Here is a 17,948-nt window from a genome sequence, read left to right as displayed (position 1 = left end):
CCCTGTGGGAGAGTAGGACGCCGCCGAACAAATTGTGGGGAAAGCCCCGCACCAGATCGTAGAAATACGGTCACGGTGCGGGGCTTTTTCGCGTTCCGGGGTCGATGGGCGGGCGCGTCCAGGTGCCGCCGGCCGTGCCCCAAAACACCTTGCGGGTGATGAAAGGCCTGGTCAGCATGGGCCCATGGACTATCTGATTCGCCCTGTCCGCGCCGACGAATGGCTGCGGATGAAGGAATTGCGCCTGGTCGCGCTGGCCGACCCGGTTGCCCCTGTCGCGTTCCTTGAGACCACGGCGCAGGCCCTCGTCCGCCCGGACTCGTTCTGGCAGGAGCGGACCGCCGGTGTCTCCCACGGCACCGCAGCCCGGCAGTTCGTCGCCGAGACGCCGGACGGAGAGCTGGTGGGCACGGTCGTCGTGCTCGTCGAGGACATCGGGGCGAAGGACATCTTCGGCGTGGAGATCACCGCCCCCCAGGCGCACCTGGTGGGGGTGTTCGTACGCGCCGAGCACCGCGGGATCGGCCTCACCGAGCGGCTCTTCGCGTCCGCCATCGACTGGGCCTGGTCGTTGGACGCGCCGCCCGTCGAGCGCGTCAGGCTCTACGTCCACGAGGACAACCCGCGGGCCCAGGGCTTCTACCGCAAGATCGGCTTCGTGCCGACGGGGCTCACCGCGCCCCTGGACAACAAGGCCGGCGGCGTGGACCGGGAGATGGAGCTCGTACGCGCCTGACCGTGCCGTACGCCCTCACGCCAGGGCTTCGGTCCAGCGGGCCCGGGCCTGCTCGGGGGAGCGGAGCAGGACCAGGGTCTTCAGGCCCTGGTCCTGACCGGTCGACAGCAGCTCCGGCAGGCGGGGAAGCGGAGCCACGGCCGCGACGTCGTCCAGGACGAGCGTCATTGGTGGGTCGAGGCGACCGTCAGATGACCGTTCGGCCATGCGGCGGCCGCGCTCGACCACGTCTGAGGCGAGTGCCGTGAGCAACGGCATCGCGGCGGGATGGGACCGGGGATCCTCGATCGCTTCCCCCACCACATACAGAGTGCCCCCCTCGTTCATAAATGATTCCAGAGCGAGCGAATCTGCTCGGTTCGGTGTGCAGGCGTCGCGGATGTGGATCGAGGAGAGGCAGGTGAGGGCTCGGGCCGTCAACTCCTGGGCGATTTCCCGGCGTTCGGGGTGCCCGGTGAGCGCGGATTCCAGGAGCCCCGCGCCGCCGCTCTGTGCCTTGGGGTGGGTGCGCAGGACGCGTACGGCTTCGTGGGCTGCCGTGCCCTGGACCCAGCGGTGCAGCTGCTTCGTGGCTCTGCCGTCGCGGCTCTCCAGGGCGGCTGCGTGCAGCCAGCAGCGCAGAAGGGTTTCCGCGGTGTCCGCCATGGCGGCATCCACGCGGGCCTGTGGGCGTACGGGGGCCAGCAGCGCGACGGCTCGGGCAGCAGCGGTGTCGGGGTCCTCGCAGCCGGCGGTGGGGGACCAGTGGAGGCGGGCCGGGGTGTCGCAGCGGTGGGTCGGGTCGTAGACGTGCACGGGGCCGAGCTTGGCCCGGGCGTCCTTCGTCTCTGCCCACAGGACGGGGTCCGATGTGACCACGAGGGCCGCACCCTCGGCGTCCTGGATGGCCTGGAGGGCCCGCGGTCGTCTGGTATCGGGGGAGCCGAAGAGCACGCGCGGCGTGGGCTCTTCGGTGCGGGGGGTGGGGATGTTCTCTGCCGGGTCTTGGGCGGACTCCCGTGTCCCGGTGTGGAGTTGGGGGGTCGGTACGTACACCGGGTGGCCTGGGGCTTGCTCGTACAGCGGAACGGCCGGCTGCGCGGGCTGCGCAGTCGCCGGGAGCGGGAGGGCCCGGGTGTGCGGGTCCGGGTCTTCTCCGGGGGCGGCGGGGTGCGGGGGCGTACCTGAAGTGGCTCCCGGTGCGGCGGGGTAGGGGGAAGACGTGCCTGTGGGGGCGTTCGCAGCGGGGTGCGGAGGCCGGCCTTCGGCGGCGCTCGCTCCGGCGGGGTGCGTGCCTGAGGGGGTGTCCGTTCCTGCGGGGTGGGTCGCCGGGCCCGCGGTTGGCTGGAGCGCGGTTCTGGTTCGCGCGCGGACCGCTCTCCACCGCGTGAACGTTCCCAGCGCGAAGACCGTCAGGACGATCACGATCAGCAGCTCGCCGATCAGCAGCCCCCAGAACAGGCCGTAGCCCGAAAGGGACTGGGGCGGGGTGTCGGGCCACGCGGCCGGGAGGTCGTGGGGCGCGGTGACCAGGGCGCGCAGGGCCATCGGGCTGTGCGTGAACGATACGCCCGGCGGCCACGCACCCTGGGTGAAGAGACCACCCAGGCCCGTGGCCGTCCACACCAGGAGGGTCAGGCCGAGCAGGAAGGCCAGCAGCCCGACCAGGAGTGAGTCCGGGATGCCGCGCTGGGTGTCTCTCGGTGCTCCGGCTCCGCTCACGTCAGGCCACCGTGGACTCGGAGGAGTCGGGGGCGGCGGACAGATGCTGTTCCCTGCGTGCCGCCCGGCGTTCCGTCTCCGATTCGAGCTGGGAGTTCAGCTCGGAGGCCAGGACGTCGTCGGTCGCCGCGGATTCCGTCATGGCGCGGTCGGTGAAGACCAGGGGGCGTTCTCGCTCGGTGATCAGGTGTTTGACCACCTGCACGTTGCCGTTGACGTCCCACACCGCGATGCCGGGGGTCAGCGTGGGGATGATCTCCACGGCCCAGCGTGGCAGGCCGAGCACCCGGCCGGTGGCCCTCGCCTCGTCGGCCTTCTGGGCGTAGATCGTCCTGGTGGAGGCCATTTTCAGGATCGCGGCCGCTTCCCGTGCCGCCGCGCCGTCGACCACGTCGCTCAGGTGGTGGACGACCGCGACGAAGGACAGGCCGAGCCGGCGGCCGAACTTCAGGAGACGCTGGAAGAGCTGCGCCACGAACGGGCTGTTGATGATGTGCCAGGCCTCCTCGACCAGGAAGATGCGCTTCTTCCGGTCGGGGCGGATCCAGGTGTGTTCCAGCCAGACGCCCACGATCGCCATCAGGATCGGCATCGCGATCGAGTTCCGGTCGATGTGGGAGAGGTCGAACACGATCAGGGGCGCGTCGAGGTCGATGCCGACCGAGGTCGGGCCGTCGAACATGCCGCGCAGGTCACCGTCGACCAGGCGGTCCAGGACCAGGGCGACGTCCAGGCCCCAGGCCCGTACGTCGTCTATGTCGACGTTCATCGCCTCGGCGGACTCGGCCTCGGGGTGGCGCAGCTGTTCCACGATGTCGGTGAGGACGGGCTGGCGGTCCGTGATCGTCGCGTTGACGTAGGCGTGCGCCACCTTGAGGGCGAAGCCCGACCGTTCGTCCAGGCCGTGCCCCATCGCGACTTCGATGATGGTGCGGAGCAGGGCAAGTTGGCCGGTGGTGGTGATCGCCGGGTCCAGGGGGTTGAGCCGGATGCCGTCGTCCATCGCGGTCATCGGGTCGAGCCGGATGGGAGTTATCCCCAGCTCGCGCGCGATGAGGTTCCATTCGCCGACGCCGTCCTCACCCTGGGCGTCGAGGACGACCACCTGCCGGTCGCGGAACCTCAACTGCCGCAGGACGTACGTCTTCTCCAGGGCCGACTTGCCGTTGCCGGACTCGCCGAGTACCAGCCAGTGCGGGGCCGGGAGCTGCTGTCCGTACAGCTGGAAGGGGTCGTAGATGTAGCCCTTGCCGCTGTACACCTCGCGCCCGATGATCACGCCGGAGTCGCCGAGGCCGGGGGCGGCGGTCGGCAGGTAGACGGCCTGGGCCTGGCCCGTGGAGGTGCGGACGGGCAGCCGGGTGGTTTCCACCTTGCCGAACAGCAGGGCGGTGAAGGCGTCGGAGACGAGAGACAGCGGATCTCGCATGGCGGGTACTGCCTCTCAACTAGCGGCGGATGCCGGTCGCGAACGGCAAGGTGTTGACGAAGGCCCGGTGGTGCTCGCGGTCGCACCACTCCAGCTTCAGGTACGACTTGCCCGCGGAGGCTCTGATGGTCCGCTTGTCGCGGGCCAGGGCCTCAGGTGAACGCGAGGACACCGTGATGTAGCCGACCAGGTTGACGCCGGCGGCGCCGCTCGCCAGGTCCTCGCCGCGCTGGTCGAGGCGGCCGTGGGCGGCGATGTCGCGGGGGTCGACGGTGCGGTTCATCTTGGCGGCGCGGGAGGCTTCCGCCTCGTCGTTGGTCTTCTCCGTGAGCATGCGCTCGATCGCGACTTCGGTGGGTTCCAGGTCCATGCAGACGGCGACCGTACGGATCACGTCCGGGGTGTGGACGAGCAGCGGGGCGAGGAAGTTGACGCCGACCGGGGTCATCGGCCACTCCTTGACCCACGCCGTGGCGTGGCACCAGGGCGCCCGGGTGGAGGACTCGCGGGTCTTGGCCTGGAGGAAGGTGGGCTCCATGGCGTCGAGCTCGGCGGGCCAGGCGTTGCGCTTGGTCATGGCCTGGATGTGGTCGATGGGGTGGTCGGGGTCGTACATGGAGTGGACGAGTGAGGCCAGGCGGCTCTGGCCGAGCGGCTGGCGTACGCGGATGTCGGCCTCCGCCAACCGGGCGCAGATGTCGGTCAGTTCGCGCGCCATGACGACGGCGAGGCCGGCGTCGCGGTCGAGTTTGCGGCCGTGCGGGTTGGCCGCGCGGGCCATCGCGTTGGCTTCGGCTGCGAGTTCGCGGCTGTACTGCATGCATGCGACGAGGTAGGCGCGGTGCTGCTCGCTGGAGGTGGACACCATGGACTGGAGCTGTTCGTAGGACTCCTGGAGCCAGCCGGGGGCCTTGGTGTCGCCGCGTTGGGCGACGTCCTTGGCGTGCGCGTCGGGGTCGGCGGGCAGGGTGCGGGCCAGCATCTGGAGGCGCGTCACGAAGCCGTCGCCGTTGGCCACGTGCTTGAGCAGCGTGCCGAAGCGGTCGACCAGGGCCTCCTGGTCCTCGCTGTCGCGCAGGCCGACGCCGGGGCCCTCGATCTCGATGGCGGCGGTCACCGTACGCCGGTCGGCGTGCAGCAGGACGGCGATCTCGTCCGGGCCGAAGGGGGCGGCGAGCCAGGTGATGTGGCCGATGCCGGGCGGCGGGCCGACCTCCACCTCACGCCCGTCGAGGCGTACGCCCGCCTCTGCCGAACCCGAGCGGTAGGCGGTGCCGCGGCGCAGCGAGCGCTTGTAACTGCGGTTGATTTCGAACCACTTGTAGAACGTCCGGTGCTTGTACGGCAGGTACACCGCGGCGAGGGCCAGGAACGGGAAGCCCATCAGGAGCACGATCCGCAGGGACAGGACGGGGACGAGCAGCCCGCACATCATGCCGAGGAACGCGCCGCCGATGATCAGGGCGATCTCGCCGGTCTCGCGGTTCTTGCCGACGACGGCCGACGGCCGGGCGCGGCCGATCAGATACGTACGGCGGGGCGTGACCGGCTGGGACTGGGTCGTCAACGCCCTCCACCTCCAGTGCTCTTGTTACCTGCGGGCCCGCCGGAATTGCGGCGGTGGGTGTGCGGCGTGCCGGATGTGGGTCCGTTGCCGCTGCGTGGCGGAGGTGCGGCGGAGGGGACAGTTCCGCCGCCGACTCCGCCGCCGGAGCCGGAGCCCCGGCTGCTGTGGGCGGCCACGCCACCGGACAGGGGGTTGGCGGGGCGGGCCTGGGCGGCGCCGCCTCCTCCGCCTCCCTGGTTGCCCCGGCTGCTGTGGGTCTTGATGCCCTGCGAGACCAGGGCGGCGGGCGAGGAGACCAGGGCGGCGGCCTGGGAGCCGTCGGTGGCCTGCTTGCGGTTGGTGCGGGCGGAGGCGATCTCGTCACCGAAGCCGGGGACGAAGCGGTAGATCATCGCGGAGGCGAAGATGGCGAGCAGGATGATGGCGAGGCCGGACACGACGGCCGAGAACGAGTCGGGTCCCTTGCCGGAGGAGAGCGCGCCGGCGAGCCCGAGCACGATCACGATGACCGGTTTCACCATGATCACGGCGATCATGATGCCGGCCCAGCGGCGCACATGGCCCCACATGTTCTTGTCGACGAGCCCCGCGTACACGACGGTGCCGAGCAGCGCGCCGACGTACAACAGGGCGGCGCGGATGACCAGTTCGAGGAAGAGGATGCCTGCGGCGAGGATCGACACGAGGGCGACGACGATCAGCATGATCGGGCCGCCGCCGATGTCCGTGCCCTTCTTGAGCGCGGTCGAGAACGACCCGAAGAAGACGTCCGACTGGTTGCCGGTCGCGTTCGCGATCGCCTCGGTGACGGCGTCCGTCGCCGATACGACGGTGTAGAGGATCAGCGGGGTGAACGCGGAGGCGAGCACGGTGAGCCAGAGGAACCCGACGGCCTCCGAGATGGCGGTGGACAGCGGCACGCCGCGGATGGCGCGCTTGGCGACGGCCAGGAGCCACAGGACGAGGGTGAGGAAGGTGGCGGCGGCGAAGACGACGGCGTACTGGGTGCGGAAGCTGGGGTTGGTGAAGTCCACGGTCGCGGTGGACTTCACCGCGTCGGAGAGCTTGCCGACGATCCAGGCGGCGGCGTCGGCGCAGCCCTTGGCCAGGGAGGTGAGGGGGTCGGCGGGGTCGGCGGGGCCCACGGTGTTGCCGCCGCCTTTGCTCGTGCCGGAGCCGCTGGTGCAGTACTGCTTGGCCGGCCCGATCAGGAGGTCACAGGGGTCGTTGCTCGGGCTCGGGCTTGGGCTCGCACCCGGCGACCCGCTCGGCGTAGGCGACGGGGCGGCGTACGCCCGGCTCGCGAGCAGGATGGCCGACGTCTGGACCGCGGTGAACGCGGCAGCGATCGAGAGAGGCCGACGGAGTGGCTTACCGGGCATAGGTGAAGCCTCCGTACTCCTCGACGGCCTTGCTGATGTCATCGGCGCTGGAAGCCGCGATGTCCCCAGGGACGGGCGCCGGACCGTCCGTCTGGTTGTCGTCGGTGATCTTCCAGTCGTTGTCGGACCATTGGAGTTCGAAGGTCCACGTCTTCCACGCCGTACGCACCGGATCGGTCGAGCCGGGCCCGGACATACCGATGAGGCCGGTGTACCAGACAGAAACCTTCGCGTGGTCCGGGTGGTAGTCCAGGACTCTGGTACCGACGGGGATCGTGCGGGAGACGAACGTATTGCCTGGTGGGGTCCGGCCCTCGGCGTCCAGACCCAGCTTCTTCAGGAAGTCCGCCGAGTACGCGTTGTCCTGCGGGCCCTTCAGCTTGGCGGCAGTCGTGGCCGTGTATACGGAGTCGTCGATCTGATGCCGAGTGTCCTTGTTGAACATGCCCGTGGACCCCAGCGCCACCGCGTAATTCGCCGCAGCCGACTGCACCCCCTGCTCGCTCTGAGCGAAGCCCGAGGCGATTCCGGCCTGCTTGCCGGGGACCGGCTTCGTGCCGGTGGCCGCTGTGGACCGGCCCGCGCCGGGCTTGGACGCGTTGTCGGGGGAGCCTCCCCCGTCGTCGCCGCCCCGGTTCGCGAAGGCGATCGCCGCGATCAGCAGGACCACGACGCCGACCACCATCACCAGGGACCGCGAGGTCCGAGGGGGCCGGCGGGGGCCGCCGTGGGCGTCGCCCGCGGTTTCGGGGAGGCGGGTACGGGTCTGGCGGGTGCCTCCGAGCGTGCTGAAGCGGTCGTCGGCGGGGCCCGAATCGCCCCCGCCGTGGCCCGGCTCGTCGTCGAAACTCATGCCTGCGCCCCCTCGACCGTGTGCGGTTCCACGTCATACGACGGTAGCCGTGCTGGTTCCCGCGCGGGCGCGGTGTAATGACTCGACATCAGGGGGACGCAACCTCTGCCGGTGGGCACGACGGATGGATGGTGTGAGGGGGACGGAAGGGACAGCGGCCGGGCCTGACTGGAGGTCAGACGGCCATTCCGTACACGATGGTGAAGAGGGTGCCGAGTGACCCGATGATGAAGACTCCGGTCAGGCCGGCCACGATCAGGCCCTTGCCCTGCTCGGCGCTGAACGTGTCGCGCAGCGCCGTCGCTCCGATCCGCTGTTTGGCCGCTCCCCATACCGCGATGCCGAGGCAGAGGAGGATGGCTACCGCCATCACCACCTCGACCATGATGCGGGCCTCGTTTCCGAGCGTCCCGAACGGCCCCCAGTTGGGGGCGATTCCGCCGATGATGGTGGTGATGTCGCCTTTGCCGGCTGCCAGGTACATGTAACTCACCGCCCCTGTCGGGTAGTTCGAAGCCCCTGCCCCGTGGCATGGGTCAGGTTCTATCTTCGCTGATGAAACCGCCGGAGTGGGACGCCTTCACGCCCCCTCTTTACCCGCCCCGCACGGCAGTGCCGGTCGCACCGCCCTGACCTGCGGTGAACCGGTGTATGCGGAAACGCGTATGGTCACTCTGTGTATCACGCAGGGTGACTCCGGGCAATGACTGTCGTTGTTACACCCTTGGGCCGTTTGTCGTGTCGGCGCACGACGTGGCTGGTCAGTGGTGGGGCCGAGGCGGCGGGGCCGCTTCATAGAAACTTCTAAGAAAAGCTTCATGGTCGTTCTCAGCCGGGCCCGCGAGAGTCACAGTGTTCGCAGTCAGCAAGCACGGCCGCCGACCACCAGGAGCCGCAGGCATGAAGCGCACTGGCATCTTTGGGACGAAGCTCGCGTTCAGGCGCGGCAGGTTCAGCGCCCTGTCGGCGGCGGCCGTCCTCCTGGTCATGCCGACGTACGGCGACCACGACACGGCGGCGAGGAACCTGACCACGACGGCGCCCGCGACGGCGGCCGACGCCCGGGTGGGGGCCCTGTTCAAGGAGGACCTGGACGGGGGGCACTACTGCACCGCGTCCGTGGTGCACAGTCCGGGCCGCGACCTCATCGTGACGGCCGCGCACTGCCTTTCCACGGACGATTCGCAGGGCGGCGGGACGGTGTTCGCGCCGGCCTACCGGGACGGTTCGGCGCCGTACGGGACGTGGCCGGTGGAGTCCGTCTTCGCCGACGACAGCTGGAACGAGGACGGCGACCAGGACAGCGACGTCGCCTTCGCGGTGCTCGGTCCTGGCTCGGACGGCGGCAAGCAGGTCGAGGACGTGGTGGGCGGCGCCCCGCTGTTCACCGGCCGCGCGACGGGCGGGCCCGTGACCGTCACCGGGTACCCGTCGGACACCGAGGTCCCCCAGGTCTGCACGAACACGTCGGTCGCGTACGGGTCCACCCAGCAGCGCATCGACTGCCCCGACTACCCCGGCGGCACCAGCGGCAGCCCGTGGGTGGTCGCGGGCGGGGCGGTCGCGGGGGTGATCGGCGGGTACCAGTTCGGCGGCGACGACCCCGACGTCTCGTACAGCGTCGTCTTCGGGACGGTCACCAAGTCGCTGTACGAACTCGCGGAGGCGGCGGGCGCGCCCGCCCCGGCGGCGAGTGCGGCCGGGGCGGGGAGCGACGCCGCGCCTTCCGTCGATCCCGCCCAGGTGTTGAGGGCTCAGGCCGTGGTCTGCGCCTGCCTGTTGCCCTGACCGGTCACCTTGCCCGCCGGGGGCCGGGCCGGGCAGGCCGTGGCTGAATGAGCGATGTTCCGACACGAGTGCGGTCGAATGGGCGGTGAACCGGGCCTCGATGGGGGAGGGTTGGGGGGTGCGCAGAGTCTGGATGGTCGGCGGGATCGGGTTCGGGGTGTGCCTGAGCTTCATCGCGCTGCTCGTTGTCGGCACGTACTCGGCCGCCGCGGGCCTCGCCTCCGCCGCGGGCAGCACGGTCGGACTGGCCAAGGGCGCGGTTCCGGCGCTCTACCAGCCGCTCGTGCAGAAGTGGGGCAGTTACTGTCCCAGTCTCAATCCCGCGATGCTCGCGGCGCAGCTCTACTCGGAGAGCGGCTGGAAGACCAGCGCCGTCAGCCCGGTCAATGCGCAGGGCATCGCCCAGTTCATGCCCGCGACATGGGCGACGCACGGCATCGACGGCAACGGCGACGGCAAACGGGACATCTGGGACCCGGCCGATGCCATTCCGTCAGCCGCCTCGTACGACTGTGAATTGGCCAAATATGTCAAGGACGTGCCCGGGGACGCGAGTGACAACATGCTCGCCGCGTACAACGCCGGGGCGTACGCCGTCATCACGTACAAGGGTGTCCCGCCCTATGCGGAGACCCAGGGCTATGTGAAGACCATCCGCTCCCTGGAGAAGAGTTTCGCCGCCCCCGTGGGCCGGGTGCAGCCCTCGCAGCAGGCGGCCGGGGCCATCTACTACGCGCAGCAGAAGCTCGGGACCCCCTACCTCTGGGGCGGGGAGGGGACGGCCGAGCAGGGGGGCCGGTTCGACTGCTCGGGGCTGACGCAGGCGGCGTACCAGAGCGTCGGGATCACGCTGCCGCGCGTGGCCAACGACCAGTACAACGCCGGCCCGCACCCCGCGCGGGGCGAGCTGCTCCCCGGCGACCTGGTGTTCTTCTCGACCGACCTCACCAACTCGCGGGCCATTCACCACGTGGGCCTCTACGTGGGTGGCGGGTACATGATCAACGCGCCCTACACCGGCGCCGTCATCCGGTTCGACAAGATCGACGCGCCGGACTACTTCGGCGCGACCCGGGTCACCAAGGACGGCGCCGCCGCGCTGCCCACCTTTAAACCGGGGGCCTGAACCAGGCGCTGCGGTGGCTTGAACTCACCGTGAAGCCAAGGCCCTGAGCTGCGACGATGAATCTCTCTTCGATAACGTCGAGGTGATCATTCAGTGGAGAGTGGAACGCGGCGGCCGTGAAGGGCGTTCCCTGGACAGTGACTGGTGTACGTACTGACCACGGGGGTTGGTAGCAGGACGGATCAAGGCAAGGGGCCGCGGCATGGCTGGACTCGCATTCGACGGAGCGAATCCCGACGTCGGCCTGCTCTACGACATCAACGGCCTGGCCAAGGACGCCCCGTCCTGGCTCGACCATGTCATGGCGTTCGTCGGGGAGTACGGGATCCTGCTCGGTCTCGTGCTTGTCGTGCTGTGGTGCTGGTGGAGCGTGCGGCGCGCCGAGGACCGGCAGTCGGCGGTCGTCTCCGTCGCCGGGATCGTCTGGGCGCCGCTGGCCGCCTCCATCGCCGTCCTCGTCAACATCCCCATCCGCGACTTCGTGCACCGGCCGCGGCCCTTCCTCGACCACAAGGGGCTCGACGTCCTGGTCGCGGGCAAGACCGACTTCTCGTTCGTCAGCGACCACGCCACCCTCGCCATGGCGATCGGCGCCGGGCTCTTCGTGGCCAACCGGAAGTTCGGCCTGATCGCGCTCGGGCTCGCCCTGCTCGAAGGGTTCTGCCGGGTCTACATGGGCGTCCACTACCCGACCGACGTCGTGGGCGGCTTCGCGCTCGGCACCGCCGTCACCCTGCTTCTCGCCCCGCTCGCCCAACTGCTGCTGACCCCGGTGGTCGCGGCCGTGGCCCGGTCGCGGCGGCTCGGCCTGCTCGTGCACTCGCGCAGAGCGCTGACGGTGGTTCCGTCCGCGCCCGGCGGCGCCGTCGAGCGGTCGGGAGCCGAAGAGCGCGGCCTCGCGGCCTGACGCTCTCACGGCCTGGTCCTCTCGCGGCTTGGTCCTCTCACGGCCTGACGCGCCGTCGGACGGGGCCGGGGCCCGTCAGAGCGCCTGGGGGAAGTCGAAGAGCCTGGCCGGGTCGTACTGCTTCTTGAGCCGGGCCAGGCGCGGTGCGGCGCTGCCGTAGTAGGCCGTGCGCCAGTCGGTGAGCGCGGGGTCCGGATAGTTCTGGTAGGCGGCGCCCGAGGCGTACGGGCGCATCGCGGTGTGCGTGCGCGTCAGCCAGGACTGCTGTGTCGTACCGGACGTGCCGGGCCGCCAGGAGGCGATGTACTGGGCGAGCACGCGCGAGGTGCGGTGTACGAACGCGGTGGCGTCCGGGGCGACCCGGTTGATCGCGCCGCCGAGCGCGGTGAGCACGATGGTGCCGGCGCCCCCGTTGTCGGCGGGCGCGATCCGGGTGAACTCCTGGGCGCTGGTGAGGAGTTGGCGTATACCTGCCTGGGGCAGCGCCTTGGTGTAGAAGTCGGACTTCGCCGCGTACGTCTCGCGCTGGAGCACCCCCTGCGGGGCGCGGCCCGGGGTCCTGCCGGGCAGATGGCACTGGGCCTGGTTGTACGTGGAGCACCCCGCGTACAGGAGCATCGCGTCCTGGAAACCGGTGCGGTGCAGGGAGACCGAGGCCGCGGGGGCGCCGGCGCGGTCGGCGAGGCGGTCGAGGGCGTTCTGGAGATCGCCGTACGAACCGATCGAGAACGCGGCGATGGTGACCGTCGGGTCGCCCCCGCCGACCGCGCCCGCCACATGGGCGGCCGACCAGATCTCGTCGGCCTGGTCGGGGCCCCACTCCTGCCAGGCGCCGAGCACCGCCTGCGCCTGCCGCCAGGGCCAGGTCAGATAGGCGGTCACGCCCTGCGGCGCGTCGTGCGTACGGAAGGTGAAGCCGGTGACGACGCCGAACATGCCGTTGCCCGCGCCGCGCAGGGCCCAGAGGAGGTCCGGGTTCTGCTTCGCGTCCGCCGTCAGTTTCCGGCCATCGGCGGTGACGAGACCGACCGAGGTCACGTTGTCGCAGGTCAGCCCGTACGCGCGGGCCGTTACGCCGTGTCCGCCGCCCAGTGTCAGGCCCGAGACGGCGACGGTGGGGCAGGAGCCGCCGGGTATCGTGCGGCCGCTCTTGCCGAGACCGGTGTAGACGTCGAGGAGCCGGGCGCCCGCGCCGACGGTGCCGTCGGACGACACGGAGTTCAGCCGCGACACGTCGATGACGAGACGCCCGGTCCCCGACGACCACCCCGCGTAGTCGTGGCCCCCGCTGCGCACGGCGATCGGGGTGCGGTGGGCACGGGCGTAGGCCAGGCACTCCTGTACGTCCGCCTCGTGCGCCACGTACGCGACGGCGTCCGGCTTCTGGCTGTCGAAGCGGGTGTTGTAGAGCTGGCGGGCCGCGGCGTAGTCGGCGTCACCGGGACGCACGAGCTTGCCTTCGAGGGAGCGGGCGAGGGCGCCCCAGTCCGCGGGAGCCGACGTCGGCGTCGGCGAGCTTGATGCGGGCGTACGGTTCGTCGCCGTACGGGCCGGCGTGGGCCCGGGCTGCGTGGTGCTGCCGCAGGCAGCGAGGGCGGTCACGGCGGTACCGGTGGCGGCGGTCAGGAGGGTGCGGCGGCGCATGGGGGCTCCCGGGGGCGTGTGGGGCGCTGCGCAGGCTCCTTCCCCACCCCACCCCACCCCGAACCACCCCACGACGACCTGCGGTGGGCTGGGCGGCGGGTCTGTTAGGGGGCGCGGGGAACTGCGCGAGAAGCGACCATGGCCCGCAGTTGGAGGCGGGTCTATCAGGGGCGCGGGGAACGGCGCGAGCGACCACGCACGACCTGCGGGTGACGGCGGGGTTGAGGGGCGCGGGGAACTGCGCGAGAAGCGACCACGGCCCGCAGTCGAAAGCCGGCCCATCCAGGGGCGCGGGGAACTGCGCAAGAAGCGACCACGGCCCGCAGCCGGCGACGGGGTCAGGCGCCCGCGGGCCCGTCGGGCAGGCCCGGCGCGGCGAGGGGCAGGCCGCCGACATGGACGTCGGCATCCGCGCGAGCCCTGTCGCGACTGCGCCGTGCCGGCCCGGCCCAACCACAGGAGCAGCGGGCGATCGCGAAGCTGCCGCGCTCAGTGACGGCGGTCTGGTGAGGCACCGCACCACCGTACTGCGGGCGTGACGGTGGCCCCACCGCGGTCGTTAGGAGGTGTGGGCTAGGCCAGTGGGCGTTGGGGGTTTGGCGGCGATGGTGGTGCAGCGGAACGGAGCCGGGCGAGCGGGCGCGATGGTGGCCGCCGCGGTGGTCGGCGGAGTGCTCGCGACCGTCGCCGGGTGCGGTGCGAACAGCGCGGAGATCACGAGCGGCCCTCCCGCCGATCCGGCGGCGCTGGTGCGGACGGCCGCCGACCGGCTGGTGGCGGCGGGCAGTTCGCAGGTCACGACCTCCATGGAGATGGCCACCGGGGGCACCCGCGTGACGATCCGCGGCGCGGGGGCGTACGACTTCCGGCACAGGACCGGCCAGTTGACGGTGCTCCTGCCCCAGGACGCCGTAGGGGTGGACGAGCGCAGGCCGATCACCGAACTCCTCGCGCCGGGCGCGCTCTACATGAAGAACCGGGGCGCGGGGGTGCCCGCCGACAAGTGGGTCCGGGTCGACACCGCCTCGCTCGCCGACGGCAACCTGGTCACGGGCGGCGCCACCGACCCGTACACGGCCGCCGAACTCCTGCGCGCCGCCCAGAACGTGACGTACGTCGGCGACGAAGAGCTTGCCGGGGTGAAGGTGCGGCACTACCGGGGAAGTGCCGAGCTGCCGGCGAAGGTGGCGAAAGGGTTCTCCAAGGGGGCGGTGCCCTTCGACGCGTACCTCGACGCGGCGGGACGCCTGTGCAAGGTGCGTCACCAGTTCAGCTACGTCAACCGGGGGCGACCCGTCGCGGTTGCATCGACGACGCTGTTGTACGGGTTCGGTGTGACCGCGGAAGTACGTCTTCCGGCGGCGCGGGACATCTTCGACGGGAAGATCCAGCCGTAATCAGCCAGAAATGGCCCCCTCAGGTGGGGCTGTGGTGGCGGAAATGGTCCGTCCGTGCCATGCGCGGTGCGTGCCTCTCTCCCTACGCTGGGAAGCGGACGACGCCGTGCGGGACGGAAGGCGGCGATCGGACGACCGGGCAGACGAACGGCAAGCGACCGAACGGCGGTTGAGCAAGTGACCGCGCAAGCGGCGCGGAAGCGGCCGCGGGAGCGACCGGTCAAGGGGCCGAGCGAGCGGGCCGAGCAGACGGCCGACCAGACGGTTGACCAGACGGTGGGAAGAGGTCGAGGAAGAGGTGATGTGCGTGGCTTCGCTTCGCGGTGCGACCGTCCAGGACCACGTGGCCCTCGTCGAGATCGAGCTGTGCGGGGAATTGATGATCGCGGCGTCCGCCGCGGAGGGCGACCGTCTCAGCCCGGACCTGATCGACGAAGTACTGAACGTGGGAGAACCGGGGCACCCCGGGCAGTTCGGGCAGTACGGGCACGCTGGGTAGGCGCAGGAACGGTCGTGCGACACGTACGGCCGTGGCGGCGGCCCCAGGGGCTGGCGGGCGCCGCCCCAGGTCTGGTCGTGCAGGCCGGGGCCGCTGAGGCTGAGGCCCGGCGGGCGGTCCAGCGCGGGCGCCCGGGGCCTGTGAGCCGCTGCGGTCACTGCGCGTTCCCCGGCAGAGCGTGCCCCGCACGCAAGGGCGCCCGTCCCCTTGGCCTCCCCGGACAAGCGGCCGGGCCGGGCCGGGCCGGGCCGGGCCGAGGCAGGGCGGAAGCTGGCGGGTGTTCACGCGCCCGCGTACGCGCGTCGTGGTTACGGGCCCCCCGGGCGCCGGTGCCGGTGCCGGTGCCGACGTGCGGTGCCGGTGGCGACGCGGGCGTCACGGCTGATCGGAGACGGTCACGTGCGCATCATGCGGGCGATGGCCTTGGTCGCTTCCTCCACCTTGGCGTCGATCTCGTCGCCGCCCTTCACCGCGGCGTCCGCCACGCAGTGCCGCAGGTGCTCCTCAAGGAGCTGGAGCGCGAAGGACTGCAGTGCCTTGGTCGACGCGGAGACCTGGGTGAGTATGTCGATGCAGTAGACGTCCTCGTCGACCATCCGCTGGAGGCCGCGGATCTGGCCCTCGATGCGGCGCAGCCGCTTCAGGTGCTCGTCCTTCTGCTTGTGATAGCCGTGCACGCCGCGGTCGTGGTCGGTGGCGGCGGCGTCAGAGGCGGGGGCGTCGGGCACAGGGGTCTCGACCGGGGGGCCGGCTGCCTCGGTGGTGGTCATCGCGTCCTCCCGTTGTCTGCCATGTGCCAAGCGGCGTGCCAGGTGCGGCAAGGGGTTTGATACCCCTCATGGGTATATGGTAACGAATTTCCCGAATCCCTTGCGGGGGTCCGTGCTGATCACTGTGCATGATGGGCGACACTGAAGAACGCCGGTTAGCCGTGGCCGGATGATGCGCCTAGCATCAGCCTGACCGAATCCCAAGCACTCCGAGGACCCCACGTGCGCTTTCGTCTGACCCCCAGGGAGACGAGCTTCTACGACATGTTCTCCGCATCCGCGGACAACATCGTCACGGGCTCGAAGCTCCTCATGGAACTGCTGGGAGCGGACTCCGCTTCCCGGGCCGAGATCGCGGAGCGCATGCGGGCAGCGGAGCACGCGGGGGACGATGCCACCCACGCGATCTTCCACCAGCTGAACTCCTCCTTCATCACGCCGTTCGACCGCGAGGACATCTACAACCTCGCGTCGTGTCTCGACGACATCATGGACTTCATGGAGGAGGCCGTCGACCTGGTCGTCCTCTACAACGTGGAGGAACTGCCCAAGGGCGTCGAGCAGCAGATCGAGGTCCTGAACCGGGCGGCCGTGCTGACCGCCGAGGCCATGCCGAACCTGCGCACGATGTCCAATCTGACCGAGTACTGGATCGAGGTCAACCGCCTGGAGAACCAGGCCGACCAGATCCACCGCAAGCTGCTCGCCCACCTCTTCAACGGCAAGTACGACGCCATCGAGGTGCTGAAGCTCAAGCAGATCGTGGACGTTCTCGAAGAGGCGGCGGACGCGTTCGAGCACGTGGCGAACACGGTGGAGACCATCGCCGTCAAGGAGTCCTGACCTCCGTGGACACCTTTGCACTGATCGTGACCATTGGCGTCGCGCTCGGATTTACGTACACGAACGGCTTCCACGACTCCGCCAATGCCATCGCCACCTCGGTGTCGACGCGTGCCCTGACGCCCCGTGCGGCGCTCGCCATGGCCGCAGTGATGAACCTCGCCGGTGCCTTCCTGGGCAGCGGTGTCGCCAAGACCGTGAGCGAAGGGCTCATCTCCACGCCCCAGGGCAACAAGGGGATGGGCATCCTGTTCGCGGCGCTGGTCGGCGCGATCATCTGGAACCTGGCCACCTGGTACTTCGGGCTGCCCTCCTCGTCCTCGCACGCGCTGTTCGGCGGCATGGTCGGGGCGGCGCTCGCGGGCGGCATCACGGTGTACTGGTCCGGGGTGCTCGACAAGATCGTCATCCCGATGTTCATCTCGCCGGTGATCGGTCTGGTCGTCGGTTACCTCGTGATGTGCGTGATTTTGTGGATGTTCCGCAAGTCCAACCCGCACAAGGCCAAGCGCGGGTTCCGCATCGCCCAGACCGTCTCGGCGGCCGGCATGGCGCTCGGCCACGGCCTCCAGGACGCGCAGAAGACCATGGGCATCGTGGTGATGGCGCTGACCATCGCGGATGTGCAGTCGGCGGGCGACGAGATCCCGATCTGGGTCAAGATCGCGTGTGCGGCGATGCTGTCGCTTGGCACGTACGCGGGTGGCTGGCGCATCATGCGCACGCTGGGTCGCAAGATCATCGAGCTTGATCCTCCGCAGGGGTTCGCGGCGGAGGCGACGGGTGCGTCGATCATGTTCGGGTCTTCGTTCCTGTTCCAGGCGCCCATTTCCACGACGCATGTGATCACGTCGGCGATCATGGGTGTGGGGGCGACGAAGCGGGTCAACGCGGTGCGGTGGGGGGTCGCGAAGAACATCATTCTGGGGTGGTTCATCACGATGCCTGCGGCGGCGCTGGTCGCTGCGCTGAGCTATCTCGTGGTGCAGCTGTGCTTCGGGTAGGTGGTGCGGTTCTGGTTTCCCCCACCCCGCCCCTTCCCGAAACCCGCCGGGGGCCCACCCGCGGGTGGGCGGCCACTCGCGCAGTTCCCCGCGCCCCTGACCCCGCCGCCCCCTGCGAACCGTGCCCGTTCCTCGCGCCGTTCCCCGCGCCCCTGTAACCCGTCCTCGGCCGCGGGCCGTGCCCGCTTGTTGCGCAGTTCCCCGCGCCCCTGAACCCGCTTTCGACCGCGGACCGTGCTCGCTTCTCGCGCAGTTCCCCGCGCCCCTGTAGGGCACCCGGAATCGCCTCTCGCGCCCGCCGC

At 70.4% G+C, this 17,948-nt stretch carries 17 protein-coding genes; 8 read left to right on the top strand and 9 right to left on the bottom strand.

What is annotated here, in order from left to right; all coding sequences use genetic code 11:
• Nucleotides 1-184: 184 nt before the first annotated feature.
• Nucleotides 185-736 (top strand): GNAT family N-acetyltransferase, encoded by a 552-nt coding sequence (locus tag ACGFW5_RS33500; protein ID WP_393838102.1) that lies wholly within the window; start codon nucleotides 185-187, stop codon nucleotides 734-736.
• 15 nt (nucleotides 737-751) lie between these two features.
• On the opposite strand, the gene ACGFW5_RS33495 is transcribed toward ACGFW5_RS33500, so the two are convergent.
• From ACGFW5_RS33495 to ACGFW5_RS33470, 6 genes are all read right to left on the bottom strand, one after another.
• On the bottom strand, nucleotides 752-2,437 hold the full coding sequence (locus ACGFW5_RS33495; protein ID WP_393838101.1) for a type VI secretion protein: 1,686 nt from the start codon (nucleotides 2,435-2,437) through the stop codon (nucleotides 752-754).
• 1 nt (nucleotide 2,438) lies between these two features.
• Nucleotides 2,439-3,866 (bottom strand): ATP-binding protein, encoded by a 1,428-nt coding sequence (locus ACGFW5_RS33490; protein WP_393838100.1) that lies wholly within the window; start codon nucleotides 3,864-3,866, stop codon nucleotides 2,439-2,441.
• A gap of 19 nt (nucleotides 3,867-3,885) precedes the next feature.
• On the bottom strand, nucleotides 3,886-5,433 hold the full coding sequence (locus ACGFW5_RS33485) for an SCO6880 family protein (RefSeq protein ID WP_393838099.1): 1,548 nt from the start codon (nucleotides 5,431-5,433) through the stop codon (nucleotides 3,886-3,888).
• On the bottom strand, nucleotides 5,430-6,815 hold the full coding sequence (locus ACGFW5_RS33480; protein ID WP_393838098.1) for a hypothetical protein: 1,386 nt from the start codon (nucleotides 6,813-6,815) through the stop codon (nucleotides 5,430-5,432). The genes ACGFW5_RS33485 and ACGFW5_RS33480 overlap by 4 nt, the downstream gene beginning before the upstream one ends.
• Nucleotides 6,805-7,668, bottom strand: coding sequence for a hypothetical protein (locus tag ACGFW5_RS33475; protein ID WP_393838097.1), 864 nt, complete (start codon nucleotides 7,666-7,668; stop codon nucleotides 6,805-6,807). The genes ACGFW5_RS33480 and ACGFW5_RS33475 overlap by 11 nt, the downstream gene beginning before the upstream one ends.
• Nucleotides 7,669-7,843: 175 nt before the next feature.
• Entirely contained in the window at nucleotides 7,844-8,152 is a 309-nt protein-coding gene (locus ACGFW5_RS33470) for a hypothetical protein (RefSeq protein ID WP_053729027.1), read from the bottom strand.
• Between the two features lie 416 nt (nucleotides 8,153-8,568).
• On the opposite strand from ACGFW5_RS33470, the gene ACGFW5_RS33465 reads away from it, so the two are divergent.
• The 3 genes from ACGFW5_RS33465 to ACGFW5_RS33455 all read left to right on the top strand — a co-directional run bounded on the left by ACGFW5_RS33465 (nucleotide 8,569) and on the right by ACGFW5_RS33455 (nucleotide 11,489).
• Complete coding sequence (locus ACGFW5_RS33465; protein WP_393838096.1) at nucleotides 8,569-9,456, top strand: trypsin-like serine peptidase; 888 nt, start codon at nucleotides 8,569-8,571, stop codon at nucleotides 9,454-9,456.
• Nucleotides 9,457-9,589: 133 nt separating this feature from the next.
• The gene (locus ACGFW5_RS33460) at nucleotides 9,590-10,582 is read left to right on the top strand and encodes an NlpC/P60 family protein (protein WP_393838104.1); all 993 of its coding nucleotides are present in this window, start codon (nucleotides 9,590-9,592) and stop codon (nucleotides 10,580-10,582) included.
• Between the two features lie 202 nt (nucleotides 10,583-10,784).
• The gene (locus ACGFW5_RS33455) at nucleotides 10,785-11,489 is read left to right on the top strand and encodes a phosphatase PAP2 family protein (RefSeq protein ID WP_393838095.1); all 705 of its coding nucleotides are present in this window, start codon (nucleotides 10,785-10,787) and stop codon (nucleotides 11,487-11,489) included.
• A 75-nt stretch (nucleotides 11,490-11,564) separates the two neighbouring features.
• Here ACGFW5_RS33455 and ACGFW5_RS33450 read toward each other — a convergent pair whose 3' ends face one another.
• Entirely contained in the window at nucleotides 11,565-13,133 is a 1,569-nt protein-coding gene (locus tag ACGFW5_RS33450) for an FAD-binding oxidoreductase (protein ID WP_393838094.1), read from the bottom strand.
• 338 nt (nucleotides 13,134-13,471) lie between these two features.
• Nucleotides 13,472-13,684: a hypothetical protein gene (locus ACGFW5_RS33445; RefSeq protein WP_393838093.1), complete on the bottom strand. Its 213-nt coding sequence runs from the start codon at nucleotides 13,682-13,684 to the stop codon at nucleotides 13,472-13,474.
• Between the two features lie 54 nt (nucleotides 13,685-13,738).
• On the opposite strand from ACGFW5_RS33445, the gene ACGFW5_RS33440 reads away from it, so the two are divergent.
• Nucleotides 13,739-14,530 carry a hypothetical protein gene (locus ACGFW5_RS33440; protein ID WP_393838092.1) on the top strand — a complete coding sequence of 264 codons (792 nt, stop codon included), beginning with the start codon at nucleotides 13,739-13,741 and terminating at the stop codon, nucleotides 14,528-14,530.
• Nucleotides 14,531-14,831: 301 nt separating this feature from the next.
• On the top strand, nucleotides 14,832-15,029 hold the full coding sequence (locus ACGFW5_RS33435) for a hypothetical protein (protein WP_393838091.1): 198 nt from the start codon (nucleotides 14,832-14,834) through the stop codon (nucleotides 15,027-15,029).
• Nucleotides 15,030-15,424: 395 nt separating this feature from the next.
• On the opposite strand, the gene ACGFW5_RS33430 is transcribed toward ACGFW5_RS33435, so the two are convergent.
• Entirely contained in the window at nucleotides 15,425-15,799 is a 375-nt protein-coding gene (locus ACGFW5_RS33430) for a metal-sensitive transcriptional regulator (protein ID WP_393838090.1), read from the bottom strand.
• 222 nt (nucleotides 15,800-16,021) lie between these two features.
• Here ACGFW5_RS33430 and ACGFW5_RS33425 point away from each other — a divergent pair, with 222 nt between their 5' ends.
• Both ACGFW5_RS33425 and ACGFW5_RS33420 read left to right on the top strand, forming a co-directional pair.
• Nucleotides 16,022-16,642, top strand: coding sequence for a DUF47 domain-containing protein (locus tag ACGFW5_RS33425; RefSeq protein WP_053729022.1), 621 nt, complete (start codon nucleotides 16,022-16,024; stop codon nucleotides 16,640-16,642).
• A 5-nt stretch (nucleotides 16,643-16,647) separates the two neighbouring features.
• Complete coding sequence (locus ACGFW5_RS33420) at nucleotides 16,648-17,646, top strand: anion permease (protein ID WP_393838089.1); 999 nt, start codon at nucleotides 16,648-16,650, stop codon at nucleotides 17,644-17,646.
• Nucleotides 17,647-17,948: the final 302 nt, after the last annotated feature.

Origin of the sequence: Streptomyces sp. NPDC048416, from assembly GCF_043200435.1 — a bacterium.
Classification (GTDB): domain Bacteria; phylum Actinomycetota; class Actinomycetes; order Streptomycetales; family Streptomycetaceae; genus Streptomyces.
The sequence above is the reverse complement of the archived record's forward strand: the minus strand, read 5'-3'. Positions and strand labels throughout refer to the sequence as shown.